A 19,731-nucleotide genomic window follows, 5' to 3' on the forward strand; every position below is an offset into this window, starting at 1 on the left:
ACCCCATCGCTTGACAAACATCAATCCACGCAGCTCATGACAGGCAAGGAATTTCCCACCACTTAGCAGCAGGGTGATGGCGTGCCAGCTGTGCTTGTAACAACTGCTTGGTGTCCGCAGCAATCAACCCATCATCACCATCGTCCACCTGATTATAAGCGACAGCATACACACTAATGCCATAACAGCGTAATGCGTGCAGGCTAAGCAAGGTGTGGTTGATACTGCCAAGTCTGCCTGAAGTTACCAAAATAACAGGATACTGCTGTTTGGCGATATAATCAATAATCAGCACGCCATCATGCGAGCCATTGTCAATCAGTGGCACCATCAGACCGCCCGCCCCTTCGAGCAAAACCACCTCATAAGCCGCCAACAGTCTGTCGGTGCAATCAGTGATATACTGCATATCAACTGTGCGATTCTCAAGACGGCAAGCCAAATGTGGCGATGCTGGATAAGACAAAATCATCGGCATGCTAAGGCGTGCCTTATCCTCAGCAAATAATGGCACGCCCATGATTTTGCGGTGCGTCAAAATATCCTCGCTACAGTCTTGGTTGCCTGTTTGGATTAATTTTTGGGTGATGACACGCCGCCCTGCCAACATGAGCTGCTTGGCAATAAATCCTGTGGCGATGGTTTTGCCGATATTGGTATCGATGCCGCTGACAAAATAGCAGCCTTGCATGGTTGTTTCGATCATTTTTGTGCTTTTATAAATTTAACCTGCCAATCGAGTAATCCTATGGTGTCTTATTGGTTTTTTTGTGAGCGATAATGATAATCGGTCGATAAGTCAGTGGCACGCCTTTGGCATCTGCCAGTTGCCAATAACGCTGGCAAAATTCATCAAGTCGCTGCTTATTCCACCGAAATGAGCCACTGGTTGCCGTAACGCCTGTTGCTTGTAAATGTCGCAGCACCGCCATCGGTGAATCAAAATAAACCACCTCATCAGACACCTCAACCTTATCAATCACAAAGCCTGCCATCGTCAGTCGTGCCAGTAGTTGCTTAGGAGTATCATACGCCAGCCCCTGCCCTGTCAGCTGATAAATCTGCTCCAAATTGCCCTGCACAAAGCTACTCATCGCAAAATAACCGCCTGTCGCCATGGCGTGATACAGCTTGACCAATAGCCCATCAAGCGGATAAACCCACTGTAGCATGGCTGATGATACCACAAGATTCAGCCCTTGTGGCACATCAATATGACAAATATCGCCAAGCAAATACTGGCACTGGCGGGGCTGATTTGCCAGCGGATTTTCCATAATATGCTCATACAAATCATTCAAATACAACTGCTGTACCTGATATCGCTCAAGCAGTGCGTCCGTCAAAAGACCGCTGCCCACGCCGATTTCTAGCACCTGTGGCAACACACCAGCTGGCAGGTATGCCAACAAACCTGCCATCAGCCGCTGTACCATCAATCGCTGCACCACCGCATGACTGCGATAGCTGTGATGTGCTTTGGCAAATCGCTTGGCAATCTTGTTGTCAGTTGGCATTGTCATGGCATGATCTGCGTGCGTATCATGGGGCTGCATTTATCACTCCAGCAACCACTTGCAACACATCGTCCAGCTCTTGCTGCTCTAGGTCAGCAGATAGGCATAATCGCAGGCGAGACTGATTCTGTGGCACGGTTGGTGGTCTGACAGCCATCGCATAAAATCCCGCCTGCCGCAACATGGCAGCTGCATCAAGGGTGCGTTGATTATCACCCAAAATCACAGGGATAATTTGGCTTGCCGATGGGCATGGTAGCCCTGCACGGCGAATTGTTGCCGCCACCTGCTGGCTTAGCGTCATGAGTTTTTGGCGTTCATGATTCATGTGGATAAGTTTTGAGAATACAAACTGCGTCCAAGCAACGCACACAGGGGGCAACGCTGTGCTAAAAATCAACGGTCGCATGGTGTTGATTAAAAATTCTCGCATAATTTTATGACAAATAACATAACCGCCCATTGACGCTACCGCCTTGCCAAAAGCTCCGACAATAAAATCAATCTCATCAATGACGGCAAATTCTTCGGCACAGCCCAATCCACGCTCGCCACGCACGCCAACAGCATGAGCCTCATCAACATAGAGCATGACTTTGTCATGGCACCGCTTAAGCCGAACCAATGCCGCCAAATCCGTTACATCACCATCCATGCTAAATATACTCTCGGTGGCGACAATGATGCGATCAATGCCGTCATCCTGCTGATATTTATCAAGCAATTTTGCCAATTGTGGCAGGTTTTGGTGCTGATAACGCACGGTTTTTGTGCCATTTTGTGCCGCCAGACGCATACCGTCAATCATGCTGGCATGAACCAGCTTATCGGCGATAATCACCGTACGCCCATCGCACAACGCTGGCAAAATCCCCACATTGGCATGATAGCCACTATTAAATAATAAACACGCTCGCCCAAACAGTTGCTGCAACTGCCACTCAAACTCATCAAAAATCTCAAAATTACCCGTCAATAGCCGTGATGACGAGGAGGCAAATGGCAGTTTGTCATGCTCCACAGTCTGCATAAACTCATCGTGCAGTGATTCATCGCGTGCCATGCCCATGTAGTCATTGCTTGCCAAATTAAGCAGCCCCTCCCCACCATCGATGCTGATATACCGCTTGCGATGATTGATATTGGCAAAACTGCGATAATTGTGCTTGCTCTTTAAAGTGGCAAGTTTGTCATCATAATACGCCAACAATCGCTCGTTCATACAGACCTCTTGTGTGGCGGCATATCAGCCAAGCTCTCAATCAACGCCACCAGCTGTGTCAGCAATTTATCCAGCTCATCATCATTGATAACAAATGGTGGCATGATATACACCAGCCGCCCAAACGGACGAATCCAAATACCTCTGGCAAGACACTGCTTTTGTATGCTTGGCATATCCACCGCCTGATGCAGCTCCACCACCGCAATCGCCCCAAATACCCGCACATCAGCAACATGGTCAAAAGCGGCAAGATGGCTTAATTTTGCCAAGCACGCCTTGCTGATGCGTGCAACATTTGCCTGCCAATCGCTCTCAAGCAACAATTTGGTGCTGGCAAGTGCAGCAGCACACGCCAAAGGATTTGCCATAAAAGTCGGGCCGTGCATGAATACACCTGCCTGACCTGCACTGATGGTATGTGCCACTTTTGTTGTGGTGATGGTTGCCGACAGTGTCATATAGCCACCCGTCAATGCCTTGCCTAGGCACAAAATATCAGGCACAATCTGTGCATGCTCACAGGCGAATAATTTGCCCGTACGCCCAAACCCAGTGGCAATCTCATCGGCAATCAGCAGCACCCCATACTCATCGCACAGCTTGCGTATCTGCTTAAGGTAGTTTGGGTGATAAAACCGCATACCGCCCGCCCCTTGCACCACAGGCTCAATGATAAACGCCGCCAGCTGCTCATGGTGCTGCTCAAAGGCTTGACGCACAGGAATCATTTGCTCATCAGACCAAGCATCATCAATACCAATCGTCGGTGCTGGCACAAAAATACGGCTGGGCAATGCCTCACCAAAAATCTGATGCATGCCCGTTACAGGGTCGCATACGCTCATGGCATTCCAAGTATCGCCATGATAACCAGAATAAGTGGTGATGATGTTATTTTTTTGCATTTTGCCTTGTGCGTGCTGATATTGCACCGCCATCTTCAGAGCAACTTCGACCGCCACCGAACCCGAATCTGCATAAAAAATATGCTGCAACGGCTGATAATCGGCAGCAGTAGGCATGATTTGTAATAACAACTTACCAAGCGAAATCGCAGGCTCATGGGTCAGTCCGCCAAACATAATATGCGACATTTGCGTAAGCTGATTTGTGATTGCTTGATTTATCACAGGGTGATTATAGCCATGAATGGCACACCACCACGATGCCATGCCGTCTATCAGCACCGTGCCATCTGCCAGATGAATCTGACAGCTTGTCGCGTGCGATACCTTCAAGGCTGGCAAAGGATTAATCATCGAGGTATAAGGGTGCCACAAGTGCTTGCGGTCAAATTCATCAATCATAAGCTGCTTTTCACAAAAATAATCGCTTATCATAGCGAATTTGGACAAAAAATAAAACCCATCACAAACGATTGAAATCAGCAAAAATCACCATCATCAGCCGTGGCAACTTGGCAAAGCAAACTTAAGATGGCTTTATTTGACAATGTCATCAAAACACAAACCGACAAGCCAAGCTCCCATTTAGGCATCAGGCAAGCGAGCAAGCCACACACCCACCGCCAAAGACATCGCCGCCAGTGGCCACACCAACCACCGCCACGCATCTGGCAGCTGCACATACAGCACAATCACCGACAGCGTCATCATCAGCCATGCCAGATATTTGGCAAATCTTGGGACAGCACGGCGTGTTTGCCAATTGACAATCATCGGTCCAAACAATCGATGATTAAGCAGCCACGCATAAAATCTGCGTGAGCTTTTTGCCCAGCAATATCCTGCAAGCAGCACAAAGACAGTCGTTGGCAATCCCGGTACGACAATGCCAATGATACCAAGCGACAAAAATAACACACCCAAGCCAAAAAACACCGTACGCAGTACAATGTTTTGATAAGGCGAGTTAGAATCAGGGCTTTTTTGCATAATTGTTGGATTAAAATACGAGACCAAAACCATCGCTGGCAATTCTTACGACCAGCTACTGGCATTGTATCACAATTTACAACAATCGTTCATTAAAATATAAATCATTATCATTAGCAAAATCAACAAAGCTGTGTCAACACCCTACCAAGATTGCTTGTTGGTATGATTTGGGCAGATGACACAAACTGTCCGTCAGACACTTGCTCCGACCTGCCGTGCCAACGCAATGCCTTCTTCGACCGACAGATAGGTTTTTTTGCTCGGTGCATCACGAAAAGCAACCTCGCCATCTTGAAATACAACACATTCATCAACCGCCAGTTGCTGCCATTTTTCATTATCCGTCAAAGGAATAGTAACCAAAATGGTAACTTTGTCATGCTTGGTGGTAATATCGCTAAAATTCACCGTCATCTCGCCATCAGACAGCTTCGCCTCGCCAAACGGTGCTTTGCGAGTGAGATAAAACAACAAACTGCCTGCATACGCCAGCTGCCAGCTGCCATTAGAAATCAAGCAATTAAACAGCCCATTGGCGGATAAATAGCGGCACTGTGCGGTCAAAAAAGCAAACAACGCCTCATCTGTAGGGCGGGTTTTAAAGGTGCTTTTTAGGCGGTTTAAGAGATAACAAAAGGCAAGTTCACTGTCGGTCGTTCCCACAGGGGCATAATGCTCGGCATTGCCATTATCCATCAATCGCTGGGTGCGACGCATAAAACTGTCAGTCATCTGACCATTGTGTGCAAATGCCCACTGCTCGCCCCACACTTCACGCACAAAAGGGTGAATATTGGCAAGCCCATGTCCGCCTGTGGTTGCTTTTCTGATATGTGCAATGACATTCATCGCACGGATTGGGTAATTATTCACCAAGTCCGCCACAGGAGACAGATGGCTGGGCTTGTCATCATGAAATTGCCGCAGCCCAATATGACCCGATTCGGTTCGCTCAAAAAAAGCGATACCAAAACCGTCCTCATGATGGTCAGTCAAGCCCCCACGCTGACGAAAACCTGCAAAGCTAAAGCCAATATCAGTTGGCGTATTACAATTCATTCCAAGTAGTTGGCACATAATTTTACCCAGTTTTATGAATTAAAAATATCCAAAGGTTTGATTTTAAATTGCCAAAGAGACACCATGCAGCAACCCAAAAAAAATCCGAAGCACTGTATTGACACCCGCATCTCCACTTTTATCAACATAAATCAAAAACATCAGACAACACGCCCCCAATGAAACGCCGCCAAGCGTTTCATCAAATCAGGATTTTTTACCATAATGTCATCGCCTGTGCGTCCTTGTTCGCGGTTATAATGAATGACATTTAACCGCAGCAACCAAAAGATGGTCGCAGAATAGGCAAGCATCACAGGCAAGGATTGTTTTTCGTCTGCTGTCAAAACTCGCACGCTTTCATAGCCTGTGATAAAGGCATTCATCTTGGCGGTGTCAAAATTCACACTCTCGCCATCGGTAGCATCGCCCCAAGTGGTACAAAAATCATTGATGGTAATCGCAATATCCATCAAATAATGCTCCACCGACACTTCAGTAAAATCAAGCAAACCTGTCAAGCGTGGCGTCTTGCCGCTAAAATCCCACAGCGTGTTGTCCGTAAACATATCCAAGTGGCACAGCCCCTTTGGCAAATCTTTGGGCAATTTGGCATAAGCAGTCCAAATATCATTCATCAAACACGCCTCATCGGTGGGCATAAACGCCGTTTCACGCTCTTTGACCCTCGCCCAATCATACAGTGGCACGCCATAATCCTCAGCAGGTTGCAAAGTTGTCAGGGTGTCATGTAGCACCGCCAGCACCTGCCCCATCTGATGACACATCGACTCGCTGGTCTGGCTTGGGTGGCTGCCTGATAATTTTGGCACAACCAAAATTGCTTTGTTCTCATACCGCATGACACAATCTTCGCCGATATGCTTGCCTTTGGCGGTTTTTTTAATCAATGGGGCAGCGATGGGCAATTTATCCTTGAGCGTGTGCATCACCGTTGCCATCTTGATAATATCAGCAGGTACTCGCTCTTCGTACAGCGTGAACACATAGCTAAAATCATCATCTGTGTCATTATCCGTCTGAATGAACCAATTGGAATTTTTAATCCCTTGCACGATGGCGGTGGCTTGGCGAAATGGCACACCGTACAAACCACAGAACGCAAAAAACTCATCATCAGACAGGTGGGTATAAACAGACATAATGTTTCCATAAGAATAAATTTTGCTTATTTTAAATGATTTTTGTCAGCAATGTACAACTTTTATTCGCTCTGCATGATTTATTCGCTGATAATGCCCAAACTTATCGCCAAAATGGCAAATCTTGGGCTTTTGACAAAATACCTGAAAATTTGGGGCAATTTATGCTAAAATAAGGCATATTTTTCTAACCAATTTCACAATCATAAAGGATAGCCCATGACAACTTTTAGCCAAGAAAAAGCCGCCATCACGCACATTGAGGGGGCATTGCATGACAATCACTCTGTTCGTATCGGCATTGCTGTTGGCAGATTTAATGGTTTTTTGGTCGAAAGTTTGGTTGAAGGGGCGATTGATGCCTTAGTGCGTCATGGTGTGCTGGGCAAAAATATCCATGTGGTGCGTGTGCCAGGTGCTTTTGAGCTGCCTTTGACCGCCAAAAAAATGGCAGAATCAAACAACTATGATGCCATCGTGGTGCTGGGGGCGATTATTCGTGGTGCTACGCCGCACTTTGATATCGTTGCCAGCGAATCTGCAAAAGGCTTAAGCCAAGTGGCACTACAGCACGGCATCGCTGTCATCAACGGCATTCTCACCACCGAAAATATCGAACAAACCATTGAGCGTGCTGGTACCAAAGCAGGCAACAAAGGGTACGAAGCGGCAATGACTGCACTTGAGATGATTTCTGTATTTAACAAAATCTAATCTTAAATGCGGTGATGGCATTGCCAATTTGCAAGCCATCGCAGGCAACCGAACCTGTAGCAGTACGGCAAATTTTTTTGAATGAATCAATAAAATTTTGCCAAATTATCATCGCTCATTGATAAGTTTAGCAAAGAGATTGTCATGACCCAACAAACAGACACCCCAAACCTTGCCGAAACTGGCTACAAGACCAGCCATACCGCTGTACGCAAAGCTCGCCGTTTTGCCCTGCAAGGACTGTATGAATGGCTTAGCACCGATTACCGCCTAAATAAGCACGCCAGCCATTTGGCAGGTGGTAACGAACCTCATACCATCGCCGCTCGCACCCGTGCAACAAATGCCATGCACACAGTTCATTTGGGCTACTATCATGAACTCATGCGACAAATCCCTGCCAAGACAGGCGAGCTGATTGTGGATATCAGCAATCATTTGGATCGCAATTTTGAGGCTCTGGACACGGTAGAGCAGGCGATTTTGCTCATCGGTGCCTATGAACTCAAATACAGCTTGCACATTCCTTATAAAGTCGTACTTGACGAAGCCATGCAGCTGAACACTCATTTTGGGGCAACCGATGCACACAAGCTCATCAATGCCGTGCTGGACAAACTTGCCAAGCGGCTGCGTAGCCTTGAAAGTGCTGCCGATAAGCCATCTTGACAAACAATCAGCTGCCTTGCCAAACTCCTTGACAACACAGCATCCATCAGCAACCGCCCATTATCTGTGCCATGTCTGAATTCTCGCTCATTGCTCGCTATTTTCAAGGTGCAACCAGTACACACCACAGCACTCGTCTTGGTATTGGCGATGACTGTGCCATCAGCCAGCTTGCTGATGATTGTCAGCTGGTCAGTTGCACCGATACTCTGGTAAGCGGTAGGCATTTTCTTCCTGATACTTGTCCGCACGCCATCGCTTACAAATCTGTGGCGGTGAATTTGTCAGATTTGGCGGCGATGGGGGCGACACCTTTTGCCATTTTGCTTGCTCTTAGCCTACCAAAATCAGCTGCTTGTGATGAATTTTTGGGCAGATTTGCCAAAGGACTTGCTGATATTTGCCAGCAGTTTGGCGTTGAGCTTATCGGTGGCGATACCACAGGCAATGACACGCTGACGATTACCATCACAGCACTTGGCACCGTGCCTGCCAACTCGGCATTGTACCGCCATACCGCCAAAGTTCATGACATCATCTGCGTCAGTGGTGAGATTGGCTCGGCAAATTATGCCCTAAGCCAACGACTGGCTGGCAACTCACCCCCAGCACAGTTACAGCAAGCACTGGATTATCCAATGCCGCAAGTGGCACTGGGGCGACAACTGCTTGGGGTGGCAAACAGCATGATTGATATCTCTGATGGGCTTGGGCAGGATTTGGGTCATATTTTGGCTGCAAGCGGTGTTGGTGCAAGGCTTGATTTGCACAAAATCCCTACCAATGCTTTGCTTGGCAAATTAGACCATGAACAGCTTTGGCAACATCAGCTAAATGGCGGTGATGATTATCAGCTGCTTTTTACCCTAAGCCCTGAAAAATTTACTGAATTTAATCAGCACAGCCAGCCCATTTATGCCATCGGTGAGATTGTGCCAACGCAGGGCTTACAATTATTTTGGCACGACACTCCTGTTGATTTTCCTATCAAAGGCTGGCAGCATTTTTAACATTTAGCAATATGAGCAACTATCATGAGCAACCAAAAACCCGATATCTACCAAGCCAATCTCTGCCCACCCTGCCCACCTGATGCCAGCAGTTATGACAAAATCATCTACCAACTCGGCATCGGTCTTGGCTCTGGCAAACCAAAAAAAGCCGCTGGCACTTGGGGTACGGTTGGCGGATTACTGGTGGCGATTGCCTTGATTTGGCTGGGGTTTTGGGTATTTGTCATCGCAACCATACTTGGGCTGCTTGCTGGCAGCCATATCTGTGGTCGCACCAGCACCCTGATGGGCATCGCTGACGATCCGCACATTGTCTGGGACGAATGGATTGGTATGTGGCTGGCGTTATTGCCCACTGTGTTTGTGCTGAACCACTTTGGGCTATTAAATGACTTTGTGCCAAGCAAACTTATATTTTGGAGCAGCATTACGCTATCGTTTGGGCTATTTCGCCTGTTTGATGTCCTAAAACCTGCTCCCATCAGCTGGGCAGATCGCCATGTATCGGGAGGCTTTGGGATTATGCTTGATGATATCTTGGCAGGAATTATCGCAGGAATGCTCACAGTGATTGCGATATTTAGCTTTGCTTCGCTGGGTCTTGTACTCTAAGCTGCCTGCTGCCAAATCGGTATCATCAAGACAGCACAACCGCCAAGATTTTGCTTTGCTCTGATGGGTGTTTTTCAAGCTATTAATTGGGAAATTATCACAATGCCAAAACACCAAACCTACCTGCTGCTTTGGCACATAACGGTAAATTGTCAAAACTGCTCTGCACAAAATTAGCAGTGATTAAATTTGGACTGTCTGCCAAAGTTTTGGTAAAAAAATTAGCACATTTGCAAGTGAAGCAAAAAATTAAAAACCACCCATTATACAATCGGTGGTTTTGGTAAAAAACAACGCATCATTCATCGGCGAACAATCGCTCAACCGCAGCTTCATCAAAGCGATACTGCTGACCGCAAAAGCCACAATCAAGCACCAGCACGCCATCATGAGCTGCCACCACCTGCTTGGCTTCATCAAGCCCCAGCTGTATGATTGCCCCTTCGCTTTTTTGCACCGAGCAAGTACAAGCAAAATGCAGCGGTGTCGCCTCTGGCAGCACCACTTGCTCCTCATGATACAAACGATACAGGATTTCTGCCGCTGGCAAATCGGTAATTTCTTCAGGTTTTAAGGTGTCAGTCAGTGCCGTCAAGCGATTCCACAAATCAGGGTCGGCTTCTTTGTCGGCTTGCGTCTGTGGCAATAATTGCACCAAAACGCCAGCAGCCGTTGTGTCCGAGGTGGCAAGTTTAATCAAAGTTGGAATCTGTGCTGACTGCTTTTGATAATGTGCCAAGCACTCCGCCAAACTGTCGCTGATTCGCTCAACAATCCCTTGATAGGCCTCGCCCTTGTCAGGGTGAATGCTGATAAATAACACGCCTGCCCCCAGTTGAGCAAACGCCTCATCACTGCCATCAAGCGACTGCCACAAAGACGCATTATCGCCTGTGTCATCAAATCCTGCCAATGCACGCACCGCCCCCGTATGATCGCACTCTGCCATCGCCCAAGTGAGCCGTGCCTTTTCATCGGTGCTTTGTAATTGTACAGAAAGTTTGCCATCAATCTTTAAGGTGCTGATTAATAGACTTGCAGATACCAGCATCTCGCCTAGCAGTGCCTTGAGTGCTGCTGGGTAGTTTTTTTGGGCGATGACGGTTTGGTAAGCCTTGTCAAGCTGTACAATGTCGCCACGCACGGCTGAATTTTCAATAAAAAACCGCTGACGATAATCGCTGCTTGCTTGATAATCTTGGGTAGTGGTTGTCATGATTTTTCTCTATTACAAATTTCTTTGCTATATGGGGACAAAAAGAAATTTTACAAATACCGATTCGCCATCGTCTGTCCAGATTGCTTGTGGTATAATAAATTGCCCTTGCCCAACGATTCGGGGCAAAGTTGGCATTTAACAGCAGATTGCTGCTGGCAGATTGATAATTTTGATACTAAGGAACAAGACTATGTGCGGTATCGTTGGTGCTATTCGTAGCCATCATAATGTGGTGGATTTTTTGACAGATGGATTAAAACGCTTAGAATATCGTGGCTATGATTCGTCTGGCATCGCAGTACAGACCGAAACAGGCATTCGCCGTGTACGCCGTGTGGGACGCGTTGCACTGATGGAAGAAGCCGCCAAAAATAAAGAAATCTATGGGCTGACAGGCATCGGTCATACTCGCTGGGCAACTCACGGTGGCGTTACCGAACCCAATGCCCACCCACACATTTCTGCTGGGCTGATTTCGGTGGTGCATAACGGCATCATTGAAAATTTTGAAGCAGAAAAGGCTCGCCTAGAAGCACTGGGCTATGAATTTGAATCACAAACAGATACTGAGGTCATCGCCCACAGTGTGCATTATGAATACACGCACAACGGTGGCGACTTGTACCGTGCGGTGCAGACTGCTTGCTCTCGCTTTCAGGGTGCGTATGCCATCGCAGTCATTGCCAATGACAAGCCCAACCAAATGGTGGTTGCTCGCATGGGCTGCCCACTGCTGATTGCCTTTGGCGAAGATGAGGTATTCATCGCTTCTGATGTCTCTGCTGTGATTGCCTTTACTCGCCGTGTTACCTATTTAGAAGATGGCGACATTGCCTTACTGCACGCTGATGGTATCCAAAAATTACTCGACAAAGACGGCAATGATGCCAACCGCAGCATCAGAACCTCCGAGTTGTCATTGGCATCGCTGGAGCTTGGGCCCTACAGTCATTTTATGCAAAAAGAAATCAACGAGCAGCCCCGTGCTGTCTCTGACACTGCCGAGATTTTTTTGGACGGTGGTTTTATTGCCGAGAATTTTGGCGAGCAAGCAGCACAGATTTTTGCCGAAATCAACAGCATTAAAATTTTGGCCTGTGGCACTTCATACTATGCTGCCTTGACGGGCAAATATTGGCTAGAAAGCATTGCCAAAATCCGCTGCGATGTTGAGATTGCCAGCGAATATCGCTACCGTGAAGTCATCGCCGACCCAAAAGAGCTCATCATCACCATCAGCCAGTCAGGCGAGACACTTGATACGATGGAAGCCCTAAAATACGCCATGACACAGGGGCATCAATACAGCCTATCCATCTGCAATGTCATGGAATCCGCCCTGCCACGCAACAGCACGCTGGCGATTTTTACCCGTGCAGGTGCCGAGATTGGTGTCGCCTCAACCAAGGCATTCACCACGCAACTGGTGGTGCTGTTTGGGCTGGCGGTAACGCTTGGCATTGTGCGTGGTCAGGTTGATGATGAGCGTACCGATGGCTATGCCGAAGACTTGCGTCTGCTACCCGGCAGCATTCAGCACGCACTGAATCTTGAGCCGCAACTGGCAACTTGGGCACAAAGTTTTGCCAACAAGCCCAGTGCGTTATTTTTGGGTCGTGGCATTCACTACCCCATCGCCCTAGAAGGTGCGTTAAAACTCAAAGAGCTGACCTATATCCATGCCGAAGCCTACCCAGCAGGTGAACTAAAGCATGGGCCACTGGCTTTGGTTGATGAAAATATGCCCGTGGTTGTCATTTCACCAAATGACGGACTGCTAGACAAGGTCAAAGCAAATATGCAAGAGGTGAGTGCTCGTGGCGGTGAGCTGTTCGTCCTGTCTGATTTGGACAGTGATTTTACCGCAAGCGATGGCATTCATGTGATTCGCACCCCGCGGCATATTGGGATTTTATCGCCAATCGTGCATACCATCGCCGTGCAGCTATTGTCATACCATGTGGCACTGGTGCGTGGCACAGATGTTGATAAACCACGCAATCTGGCAAAAAGCGTAACCGTAGAATAACCACCCAAAAACAGCAAGTAGTCTTAGATTGCTTGCTGTTATATTAAATTACGCCATAGACTTCGCATAGCCATGATAATGCAATTTCGGCACAGTTTTGGTACATGGCACTGCCACAAAGGCTTAATTATCAGTCATTGCTCACCTGTTGCACCCTATGCCAAAATATGGCACAGTAAGCTGTTTTAGCAGGTGTTTATCAAAGATATTCTTGGCATCAAAGATTGGCACATGAAGTGCATTTAACCGATGCACATCAGGTGGTACAAGCAGCGACCAATTGACGATAAACAACGCATCAGCCTCCTTAAGCGGTGTATACGCATCATCAACCATCTCAAGTAGTGGCTCATCACCATACAACGACATCATCTCAAACGCCGTATGCTGGGTGAATAATCGTGTCTTAATGCCGTATGACCACAGCAGTTTTAATAAGGGGTGAATTGCCGAATTGGTGGCACGAGACGCACCACTGCGATAACCAGCCCCCCCAAATCACGACAGTTTTTTGTTCAATAAACCCATCAAAATACTGCCAAAATTTGCGAAAAATCAGCTCTTTTTGGTCTTCGTTAATCTCGCTGACAGCACTGATTAGGGCGGTTTTTACCTGATGGTGTGCAAAGTCGCCAGCCAAGAGCTGCAACTCTTTTGGCAAACTTTTACCACCAAAACCCCAGCCCGCCGACAAATATGCCGAGCCAATGCGACTGTCCTGCCCAATAATTGCCTGAACCGCCTTAATATCCACCGACTGCTTATCTGCCAGTCGTGCCATCTCATTCATGAACGAAACACGCACCGCCAGCATTGCCATCATGCTACTTCTGGCGAACTCCACCGTTTTAATGTCGGCAATCTTGCAGCACAATGCACCGCCTTTTAGACGCATCAGCACATCACAAGCCTGCACGCTGTGCGGGGTCTTTTCGCCAATCATCAACAAATCCGCTTGATAAAAAGCATTAAAATTCGCCCCATCTTTCATAAAGCTAATGGGCAGATAGTAGACCCATGCCGATTTGATTTGCCATGCCTTATCCGCCACCGTGCCAATCGGTGCAGCACCACTTAGGATAATCTGGCTATGCACGCTGGTATGCTGCTGCAAAAACTGCCAAATATCCTGCATCTGTGCTGCCATATCCTCAAAAAACACCCACAATAAGCCATCACAACTTGCCAACAAATACTGCTCAAGTGGCATGGTGGCAAGCTGGATTTTTTGTTCGCTGCAATACAGCGACCACAGCGTCAGCATTTGGGTATCAAACTGATAATGCTCCAGCGTATCGTTGATGGCGTCCTGCGTTGCCCACAGCTGCACCTGCTTGCCCAAACTTGCCAAATACAAGCAAGCATTAATCGCCTCATGCTGATGACCCATGACAAAAATGCGTTCGTGAATTTGCATATCTCTATCCTTGCTTAATCCGAGCCAGCAACGCATTGGTTGAACCATCAAAACTCTCAACCTTGCCTGCTTGTTGCAGAGCCTCATAGACACTGTTTGCCATCACCTTGCCGACTTCCACCCCCCACTGATCAAAGGGGTTAATCTGCCACATGACACTCATCACATACACCTTATGCTCATACAAAGCAATCAACGCCCCCAAAGTCTTGGGGCTTAAGTCTTCTAGCAACAAAGTGGTGGACGGCTGGTTGCCACGATACTGCTTAAACTTGGCAAAATTATCCTGTCCTTGCTGCATTGACTGTGGCAAGGCTTCGTTGCCAAACGCCAGAACCTGCGACTGGGCAAGGCAGTTGGCAAGTGATAATCTGTGTTGGTCTGCCAGCGAGGCATTGGACACCTGTGCATCATTATAACGGCGAATCGGTGCAATAAAATCACAAGACACACGCTGCGTGCCTTGGTGCAGCAGCTGATAAAAGGCGTGCTGGGCATTTGAGCCAATATCACCCCACAAAATTGGGCAGGTATTGTATGCCACTTGCTCGCCCGAACGCTTGACTGACTTGCCGTTTGATTCCATCTCAAGCTGGGTCAGATAATTGGGAAAAAACGACAATCGCCCATCATAAGGCAGCACCGAGTGGGCGTTAATCCCCAAAAAAGTCGCATTCCACACCCCAATCAGCCCAAGCAAGACAGGCAGATTTTTACGAAAATCCGCTGTGGCAAAATGCCTGTCCATCTGGTTTGCCCCAGCGAGCAATTCCCGAAAACCTGCCATGCCAATTTTAATGGCGATTGCCAAGCCAATTGCCGACCACATACTAAATCTGCCACCAACCCAATCCCACAACAGCAGTTGATTATCAGGGTGAATGCCCCACTGGCTCATCTTATCAAAACGGGTGGAAATGCCGATAAAATGACGGCGTAACACAGTGGCTGGATTGTCATGGGCAGTAAGTAACCACGACAATGCCGTTTTGGCATTTGACAAAGTATCAATCGTGCCAAAAGATTTTGAGGAAATAATAAACAAGGTACTTTGGGGGTTTAGGATTTTTAGCAAATTGTCCAGCTGCGTGCCGTCCATATTTGACACAAAATGCACGCGAATGTCAGTATCTGACCACTCTGCCAATGCTGTGGTCGCCATCAATGGTCCCAAATCAGAGCCACCCACGCCAATATTGACCACATCGGTGATTGCCTCGCCAGAAAACCCTCGCCAAATGCCACTGCGAATGCGTGCTGTCAGCTTGGCAACCTTATCTAGGCTTTCATGCACTTGTGCATTGACATCAATGCCATCAACCATCAAAACCTCGCCCTTGGGCAGACGCAGTGCCGTGTGCAAAGCAGGGCGATGCTCGGTGTCATTAACTTTTTGTCCTGTGATTAGGGCATGGATTTTATCTGCCAAACCAAACTCATCAGCAAGCAAAAACAGCTTATCCATCACCTCATCATCCACCGCTTGCTTGCTATAATCCATATAAATATCACAAGCACTGGCTGCCAATCGCACCCCACGATTGTCATCTTTGTCAAACCGTTGTTTTAGGCTCAAGGTTGCCTGTGTTTTTGCCAACCGTGTCAAATCCTGCCAAGCTGACTGCGTCATGATTGTTCCTTATATTGCTAGATGGTTGCACCAAGATGCTTGGCAAAATAAGCAAATGCCTGTACATAGGTTGTCATATCTCCAGCATCAAAGCTCTCGCCTTTTAGCGTAACCACCTCCATGCCCTGCGTGCCAATCAAAGCATCAATGGCATCGGTCAGCTGAATCTCACCGCCGACACTTGGGGCGGTTTTTGCCAAATAAGCAAACAATTCGGCATCAAAGACATAACGCCCCACCACCGCCAGATTTGATGGTGCCAGCTTAAGTGCTGGTTTTTCAACAAAACCTTTAACATCAAAGCACTGATTGATGTTGGTTTTTTTGATGGTTTGTTTGTCATCAAGCCGTGCAATGCCATATTTATGCACCTGACTGTCCGCCACTGCATCAACCAAAATCTGGCTGCGTCCTGTATCAGCGAACCGCTTGAGCATGAATGCCAAATTATCCACAGCAAAATCAGTGGTAAATGGATCAAGCACCACATCAGGCAGCAATACCGCAAAGGGATTATTGCCAACCACCGCCTGCCCTTGCAAAACTGCATGACCCAGCCCCAGTGGCTTGCCTTGTCGCACACTGATAATCTGTACATCATCAGGCAAGCAATTGATGCTGTCTGCAAGCTCGCCTTTGCCCTTGTCTCTTAGCTGCCTGTCCAGCTCGCTGTTAATGTCAAAATAATTTTCGATGGCACTTTTTTGGGCATGGTTTACCAAAACGATATTTTTGATACCCGCCCTGATTGCCTCAAGCACGACATAATGAATGGCAGGTTTGTCGCCAAGCGGCAGCATTTCTTTTGGCACCGCCTTTGATAATGGCAACATACGCGTGCCAAAACCTGCGGTAGGAATGATGGCATAAGTTGGTTGCAGTGGTTTTTGCATATCAATCACCCAATAGTTACTTTGCTCATTATGATAATTATTTCAAGGCAGAAATTATGACGCTCGCCCAAATTTGCGTTTTTTGTCCATGCTCTCCATCGCCAACACCATCTCGTTATGGTCAAGGCTTGCTGTATGGCTAAGCAGCTGCATCACATCAGGGTGCAGTACAAATTTGGCAAATTCGGCAACACGATCAATGCGATTGTCAAAATTTAGCAGTCCTGTTTTGTCATCAACACTGACATAACCCACTCGCACCAGCGTGTCTAGGAAACTTGTAAATAACGCCTTGTCAAACATATCTGGCAAATCATCGGCGTGCAGCACCGAGATACGCTGACCGACCACATAGCACAGATTGACCACCTGCTCACTGCTTAGGCGATTTGTGCCTTGTTTGGCAAGCAAAGTCAATGCCATAAAATACCTCTCAAGGCTTTGCTGAGCTGGGCTTGCCAATACCACCAGTCGCTGATACGCCTCCGAATTGCCCTCGGCACTACCAACCACGCCATCGCCCAAATCTACAACCACGCCCTGCTCAATCAGCAGATTTAGCACCTGTTGCACTTGGTGATTGATATTACGCAGGGCGGTTTTTAGGAACAATTCCGCCTGCAAAAATGGATACAGCAGTTCAGTAATGCCATCTAGTCTATCACGATGAATGCGTCCATTTCGCTGCACCAACGCCGCCAAAAAACTGGCAATGATAAACACATGCAAAATATTATTTCTAAAATAGCTCAATAGCGGTGCTTGTTTATCCGCCACACGAATCATATCGCCCAAAATATGTGCTCGGCGTTCGATGAGCTTTAATTTAATACCATAATCAACAATTTGCTGCGGTGTCATGTCGGTAACATAGGTGTCAGCATCATAAGGCAGTGCCTGTGCAATGCGTTGATACAGGCGAATCTGCTCAAGGCACAAGGTCTCATCAAGTGCAGCATTGGGTGCGGACAAAAGTGCCAACGCCAGCAGCGATACAGGGCTGACTACTGCTGCCTTGTTGATATTTTGCATGATTTTCACGCCCAAATTCTGTACCATGGCGTGCGTGTTTTTGGTATTTTGCTCATCAGTTGACTGGGCATTGACATCAAATTTTGCCATAAAATCGGTCAAATAAAGCGGCTCGCCAAATGCCAAATGCACCGTGCCAAAAATCCGCTCAATCTTGCGTGCTGTCTTTAACAGACCCAGCAGATTCTCGCTTTCTTTGGGCTTGCCTTTTAGCTCGCCAACATAAGTTGCCCCTTCCATGATGCGTTCATAACTGATATAAGTCGGGATAAATACCACAGGTTTGGCAGGCTTACGCAAATAGCTATTGACCGTCATCGCCAGCATACCCAACTTGGGCGGCAACAGTCTGCCCGAACGCGAACGACCACCCTCAATAAAATACTCAATCGGTGCTTGTCGCTGCATCAGGCTATGCACATATTCCTTAAAAACGGTACTGTATAACGCATTACCCTTAAAACTACGCCGCATAAAAAACGCACCGCCACTTCTTAGCAAATCGCCCAAAATTGGGATATTTAAATTCTCGCCTGCCGCCACATGAGGGATTCTTAATCCTCGTTTATAAATCACATAAGACAACAGCAGATAATCAATATGGCTGCGATGACAAGGCACATACACTATCTGATAATCTGGAGCCAGTGTGCGTACCCGCTCAAAATGTCGCACCTCAACACCATCGTACAGTCGTGTCCACAACCAAGTCAAAAAATGATCAAAAAACCGCACCACCGAATGCGAATAATTACTGGTAATCTCGCCCAAGTACCCTTGAGCCTCTGCCTTGGCTGCAGCGATGGATTTGCCAGTCTGTTTGGCGTGATTTTTGATGGCATCAACCACCACAGGCGATGAGAGTATCGCCCCTGCGACATTGCGTTTGTCGGACAAATCAGGGCCGACAATGCTGGTGCGTTGTTTGTCCAAATAGCCCATCAGACGCATGGCAATGGCGGCAGCCAAATTCTCGCCCACGCCAGCTTTGGCATCGTTAATAAGCGATTGTAAGTCCTTTGGCTCAGAAAACCGCACAAAAGTATCTCGACCCATCACACCGATATTAAACAGCTGCTTGATTTTTGATGGCGATTCCCATTCATCTGCCATCAGCAGCCGAAACAGCGACTCTTCTTTGTCAGGAGCCCTCCCCCACAGAATCGTTACAGGCACCAGTTGCACCTTCAGCTCTGGATTGTCAAGACACGCTGCAATCAGTCGCTCCAGTCGTGGTACGCTCTGTGTCGCCCCATCGGCTCTGCGGTCTTTTAAAAAAATCATCGCCGAAGTTTCGTGGATACCAGCAGCCTTAACTTGTGCCAATGCTGACGGCAGCCCCAACTCATCGGTTTGCATACCGACTAATAGACTGTTGGAACGAGAATACGCACGAATCACATAAAAGGTGGGTACAGCTGGGTCAAGCACGGGCACCTCACCAAGCAAAGTAGGCTTGACAGCAAGCGACAACCCCTTTGCCGAAGCACGGCGATATGGGCTGGGCGTGCGGCTGTGTTCTGTGCCAGCTGGGTGAGTGTCGCTCGGTTTGTCTTTTGTTAGCCAAGTTGGAAGTTTTAGCATAATCAATAAATGATAATAATTTGACTGATTATTCTACCATTCTTTGACTTTTTTTGA

18 protein-coding genes are annotated in these 19,731 nt (G+C 47.6%); 5 read left to right on the forward strand and 13 right to left on the reverse strand.

What is annotated here, in order from left to right; genetic code table 11:
• Positions 1–34: 34 nt before the first annotated feature.
• The 7 genes from bioD to EL162_RS01755 all read right to left on the reverse strand — a co-directional run bounded on the left by bioD (position 35) and on the right by EL162_RS01755 (position 6,862).
• Positions 35–706 carry a dethiobiotin synthase gene (gene bioD / locus EL162_RS01725; protein WP_375537702.1) on the reverse strand — a complete coding sequence of 224 codons (672 nt, stop codon included), beginning with the start codon at positions 704–706 and terminating at the stop codon, positions 35–37.
• A gap of 40 nt (positions 707–746) precedes the next feature.
• Positions 747–1,556 carry a methyltransferase domain-containing protein gene (locus tag EL162_RS01730; protein ID WP_227543420.1) on the reverse strand — a complete coding sequence of 270 codons (810 nt, stop codon included), beginning with the start codon at positions 1,554–1,556 and terminating at the stop codon, positions 747–749.
• Positions 1,543–2,739, reverse strand: coding sequence for an aminotransferase class I/II-fold pyridoxal phosphate-dependent enzyme (locus EL162_RS01735; protein WP_126329662.1), 1,197 nt, complete (start codon positions 2,737–2,739; stop codon positions 1,543–1,545). The genes EL162_RS01730 and EL162_RS01735 overlap by 14 nt, the downstream gene beginning before the upstream one ends.
• Entirely contained in the window at positions 2,736–4,049 is a 1,314-nt protein-coding gene (gene bioA / locus EL162_RS01740; RefSeq protein ID WP_126329664.1) for an adenosylmethionine--8-amino-7-oxononanoate transaminase, read from the reverse strand. Before bioA ends, EL162_RS01735 begins: the two co-directional genes overlap by 4 nt.
• 183 nt (positions 4,050–4,232) lie before the next feature.
• Positions 4,233–4,637, reverse strand: a complete 405-nt coding sequence (locus EL162_RS01745; protein ID WP_227516573.1) for a YbaN family protein — start codon at positions 4,635–4,637, stop codon at positions 4,233–4,235.
• 195 nt (positions 4,638–4,832) lie between these two features.
• Positions 4,833–5,717, reverse strand: coding sequence for a class II glutamine amidotransferase (locus EL162_RS01750; protein ID WP_126329667.1), 885 nt, complete (start codon positions 5,715–5,717; stop codon positions 4,833–4,835).
• A 143-nt stretch (positions 5,718–5,860) separates the two neighbouring features.
• Positions 5,861–6,862 (reverse strand): homoserine kinase, encoded by a 1,002-nt coding sequence (locus tag EL162_RS01755; protein ID WP_126329669.1) that lies wholly within the window; start codon positions 6,860–6,862, stop codon positions 5,861–5,863.
• A gap of 219 nt (positions 6,863–7,081) precedes the next feature.
• On the opposite strand from EL162_RS01755, the gene ribH reads away from it, so the two are divergent.
• The 4 genes from ribH to EL162_RS01775 all read left to right on the forward strand — a co-directional run bounded on the left by ribH (position 7,082) and on the right by EL162_RS01775 (position 9,870).
• Positions 7,082–7,576 (forward strand): 6,7-dimethyl-8-ribityllumazine synthase, encoded by a 495-nt coding sequence (gene ribH, locus EL162_RS01760; RefSeq protein ID WP_076555581.1) that lies wholly within the window; start codon positions 7,082–7,084, stop codon positions 7,574–7,576.
• 144 nt (positions 7,577–7,720) lie between these two features.
• Positions 7,721–8,245 carry a transcription antitermination factor NusB gene (gene nusB / locus EL162_RS01765; RefSeq protein ID WP_076555580.1) on the forward strand — a complete coding sequence of 175 codons (525 nt, stop codon included), beginning with the start codon at positions 7,721–7,723 and terminating at the stop codon, positions 8,243–8,245.
• A 71-nt stretch (positions 8,246–8,316) separates the two neighbouring features.
• Complete coding sequence (gene thiL, locus EL162_RS01770) at positions 8,317–9,255, forward strand: thiamine-phosphate kinase (RefSeq protein ID WP_126329671.1); 939 nt, start codon at positions 8,317–8,319, stop codon at positions 9,253–9,255.
• A 24-nt stretch (positions 9,256–9,279) separates the two neighbouring features.
• Complete coding sequence (locus EL162_RS01775) at positions 9,280–9,870, forward strand: phosphatidylglycerophosphatase A family protein (protein ID WP_076555578.1); 591 nt, start codon at positions 9,280–9,282, stop codon at positions 9,868–9,870.
• Positions 9,871–10,168: 298 nt separating this feature from the next.
• On the opposite strand, the gene hslO is transcribed toward EL162_RS01775, so the two are convergent.
• The gene (hslO, locus tag EL162_RS01780; protein ID WP_126329673.1) at positions 10,169–11,086 is read right to left on the reverse strand and encodes an Hsp33 family molecular chaperone HslO; all 918 of its coding nucleotides are present in this window, start codon (positions 11,084–11,086) and stop codon (positions 10,169–10,171) included.
• Positions 11,087–11,279: 193 nt separating this feature from the next.
• Here hslO and glmS point away from each other — a divergent pair, with 193 nt between their 5' ends.
• Positions 11,280–13,118, forward strand: a complete 1,839-nt coding sequence (gene glmS, locus EL162_RS01785) for a glutamine--fructose-6-phosphate transaminase (isomerizing) (protein ID WP_126329675.1) — start codon at positions 11,280–11,282, stop codon at positions 13,116–13,118.
• A 141-nt stretch (positions 13,119–13,259) separates the two neighbouring features.
• Here the strand turns inward: glmS and EL162_RS10145 are convergent, their stop codons facing one another.
• The 5 genes from EL162_RS10145 to plsB are packed head-to-tail and all read right to left on the reverse strand — an operon-like array spanning position 13,260 to position 19,674.
• Positions 13,260–13,490 carry a hypothetical protein gene (locus EL162_RS10145; protein WP_227543421.1) on the reverse strand — a complete coding sequence of 77 codons (231 nt, stop codon included), beginning with the start codon at positions 13,488–13,490 and terminating at the stop codon, positions 13,260–13,262.
• A 34-nt stretch (positions 13,491–13,524) separates the two neighbouring features.
• On the reverse strand, positions 13,525–14,535 hold the full coding sequence (locus EL162_RS01790; protein WP_227543422.1) for a UDP-glucose 6-dehydrogenase: 1,011 nt from the start codon (positions 14,533–14,535) through the stop codon (positions 13,525–13,527).
• A 4-nt stretch (positions 14,536–14,539) separates the two neighbouring features.
• On the reverse strand, positions 14,540–16,165 hold the full coding sequence (gene pgi / locus EL162_RS01795) for a glucose-6-phosphate isomerase (RefSeq protein ID WP_076555574.1): 1,626 nt from the start codon (positions 16,163–16,165) through the stop codon (positions 14,540–14,542).
• 17 nt (positions 16,166–16,182) lie between these two features.
• The gene (locus EL162_RS01800) at positions 16,183–17,058 is read right to left on the reverse strand and encodes a UTP--glucose-1-phosphate uridylyltransferase (protein WP_126329677.1); all 876 of its coding nucleotides are present in this window, start codon (positions 17,056–17,058) and stop codon (positions 16,183–16,185) included.
• Positions 17,059–17,112: 54 nt separating this feature from the next.
• Complete coding sequence (gene plsB, locus EL162_RS01805) at positions 17,113–19,674, reverse strand: glycerol-3-phosphate 1-O-acyltransferase PlsB (protein ID WP_126329679.1); 2,562 nt, start codon at positions 19,672–19,674, stop codon at positions 17,113–17,115.
• Between the last annotated feature and the right edge of the window lie 57 nt (positions 19,675–19,731).

The organism is Moraxella cuniculi, from assembly GCF_900637105.1.
GTDB classification, from domain to species: domain Bacteria; phylum Pseudomonadota; class Gammaproteobacteria; order Pseudomonadales; family Moraxellaceae; genus Moraxella; species Moraxella cuniculi.

Bases quoted from the DNA above. Each gene is read 5' to 3' on its own strand.
- EL162_RS01750 (WP_126329667.1), bottom strand. From the start codon at position 5,717: ATGTGCCAACTACTTGGAATGAATTGTAATACGCCAACTGATATTGGC.
- EL162_RS01790 (WP_227543422.1), bottom strand. From the start codon at position 14,535: ATGCAAATTCACGAACGCATTTTTGTCATGGGTCATCAGCATGAGGCG.
- EL162_RS10145 (WP_227543421.1), bottom strand. From the start codon at position 13,490: ATGATGTCGTTGTATGGTGATGAGCCACTACTTGAGATGGTTGATGAT.
- ribH (WP_076555581.1), top strand. From the start codon at position 7,082: ATGACAACTTTTAGCCAAGAAAAAGCCGCCATCACGCACATTGAGGGG.
- EL162_RS01735 (WP_126329662.1), bottom strand. From the start codon at position 2,739: ATGAACGAGCGATTGTTGGCGTATTATGATGACAAACTTGCCACTTTA.
- EL162_RS01730 (WP_227543420.1), bottom strand. From the start codon at position 1,556: ATGCAGCCCCATGATACGCACGCAGATCATGCCATGACAATGCCAACT.
- thiL (WP_126329671.1), top strand. From the start codon at position 8,317: ATGTCTGAATTCTCGCTCATTGCTCGCTATTTTCAAGGTGCAACCAGT.
- EL162_RS01800 (WP_126329677.1), bottom strand. From the start codon at position 17,058: ATGCAAAAACCACTGCAACCAACTTATGCCATCATTCCTACCGCAGGT.
- bioD (WP_375537702.1), bottom strand. From the start codon at position 706: ATGATCGAAACAACCATGCAAGGCTGCTATTTTGTCAGCGGCATCGAT.
- EL162_RS01755 (WP_126329669.1), bottom strand. From the start codon at position 6,862: ATGTCTGTTTATACCCACCTGTCTGATGATGAGTTTTTTGCGTTCTGT.
- hslO (WP_126329673.1), bottom strand. From the start codon at position 11,086: ATGACAACCACTACCCAAGATTATCAAGCAAGCAGCGATTATCGTCAG.
- plsB (WP_126329679.1), bottom strand. From the start codon at position 19,674: ATGCTAAAACTTCCAACTTGGCTAACAAAAGACAAACCGAGCGACACT.
- pgi (WP_076555574.1), bottom strand. From the start codon at position 16,165: ATGACGCAGTCAGCTTGGCAGGATTTGACACGGTTGGCAAAAACACAG.
- EL162_RS01745 (WP_227516573.1), bottom strand. From the start codon at position 4,637: ATGCAAAAAAGCCCTGATTCTAACTCGCCTTATCAAAACATTGTACTG.
- bioA (WP_126329664.1), bottom strand. From the start codon at position 4,049: ATGATTGATGAATTTGACCGCAAGCACTTGTGGCACCCTTATACCTCG.
- EL162_RS01775 (WP_076555578.1), top strand. From the start codon at position 9,280: ATGAGCAACCAAAAACCCGATATCTACCAAGCCAATCTCTGCCCACCC.
- nusB (WP_076555580.1), top strand. From the start codon at position 7,721: ATGACCCAACAAACAGACACCCCAAACCTTGCCGAAACTGGCTACAAG.
- glmS (WP_126329675.1), top strand. From the start codon at position 11,280: ATGTGCGGTATCGTTGGTGCTATTCGTAGCCATCATAATGTGGTGGAT.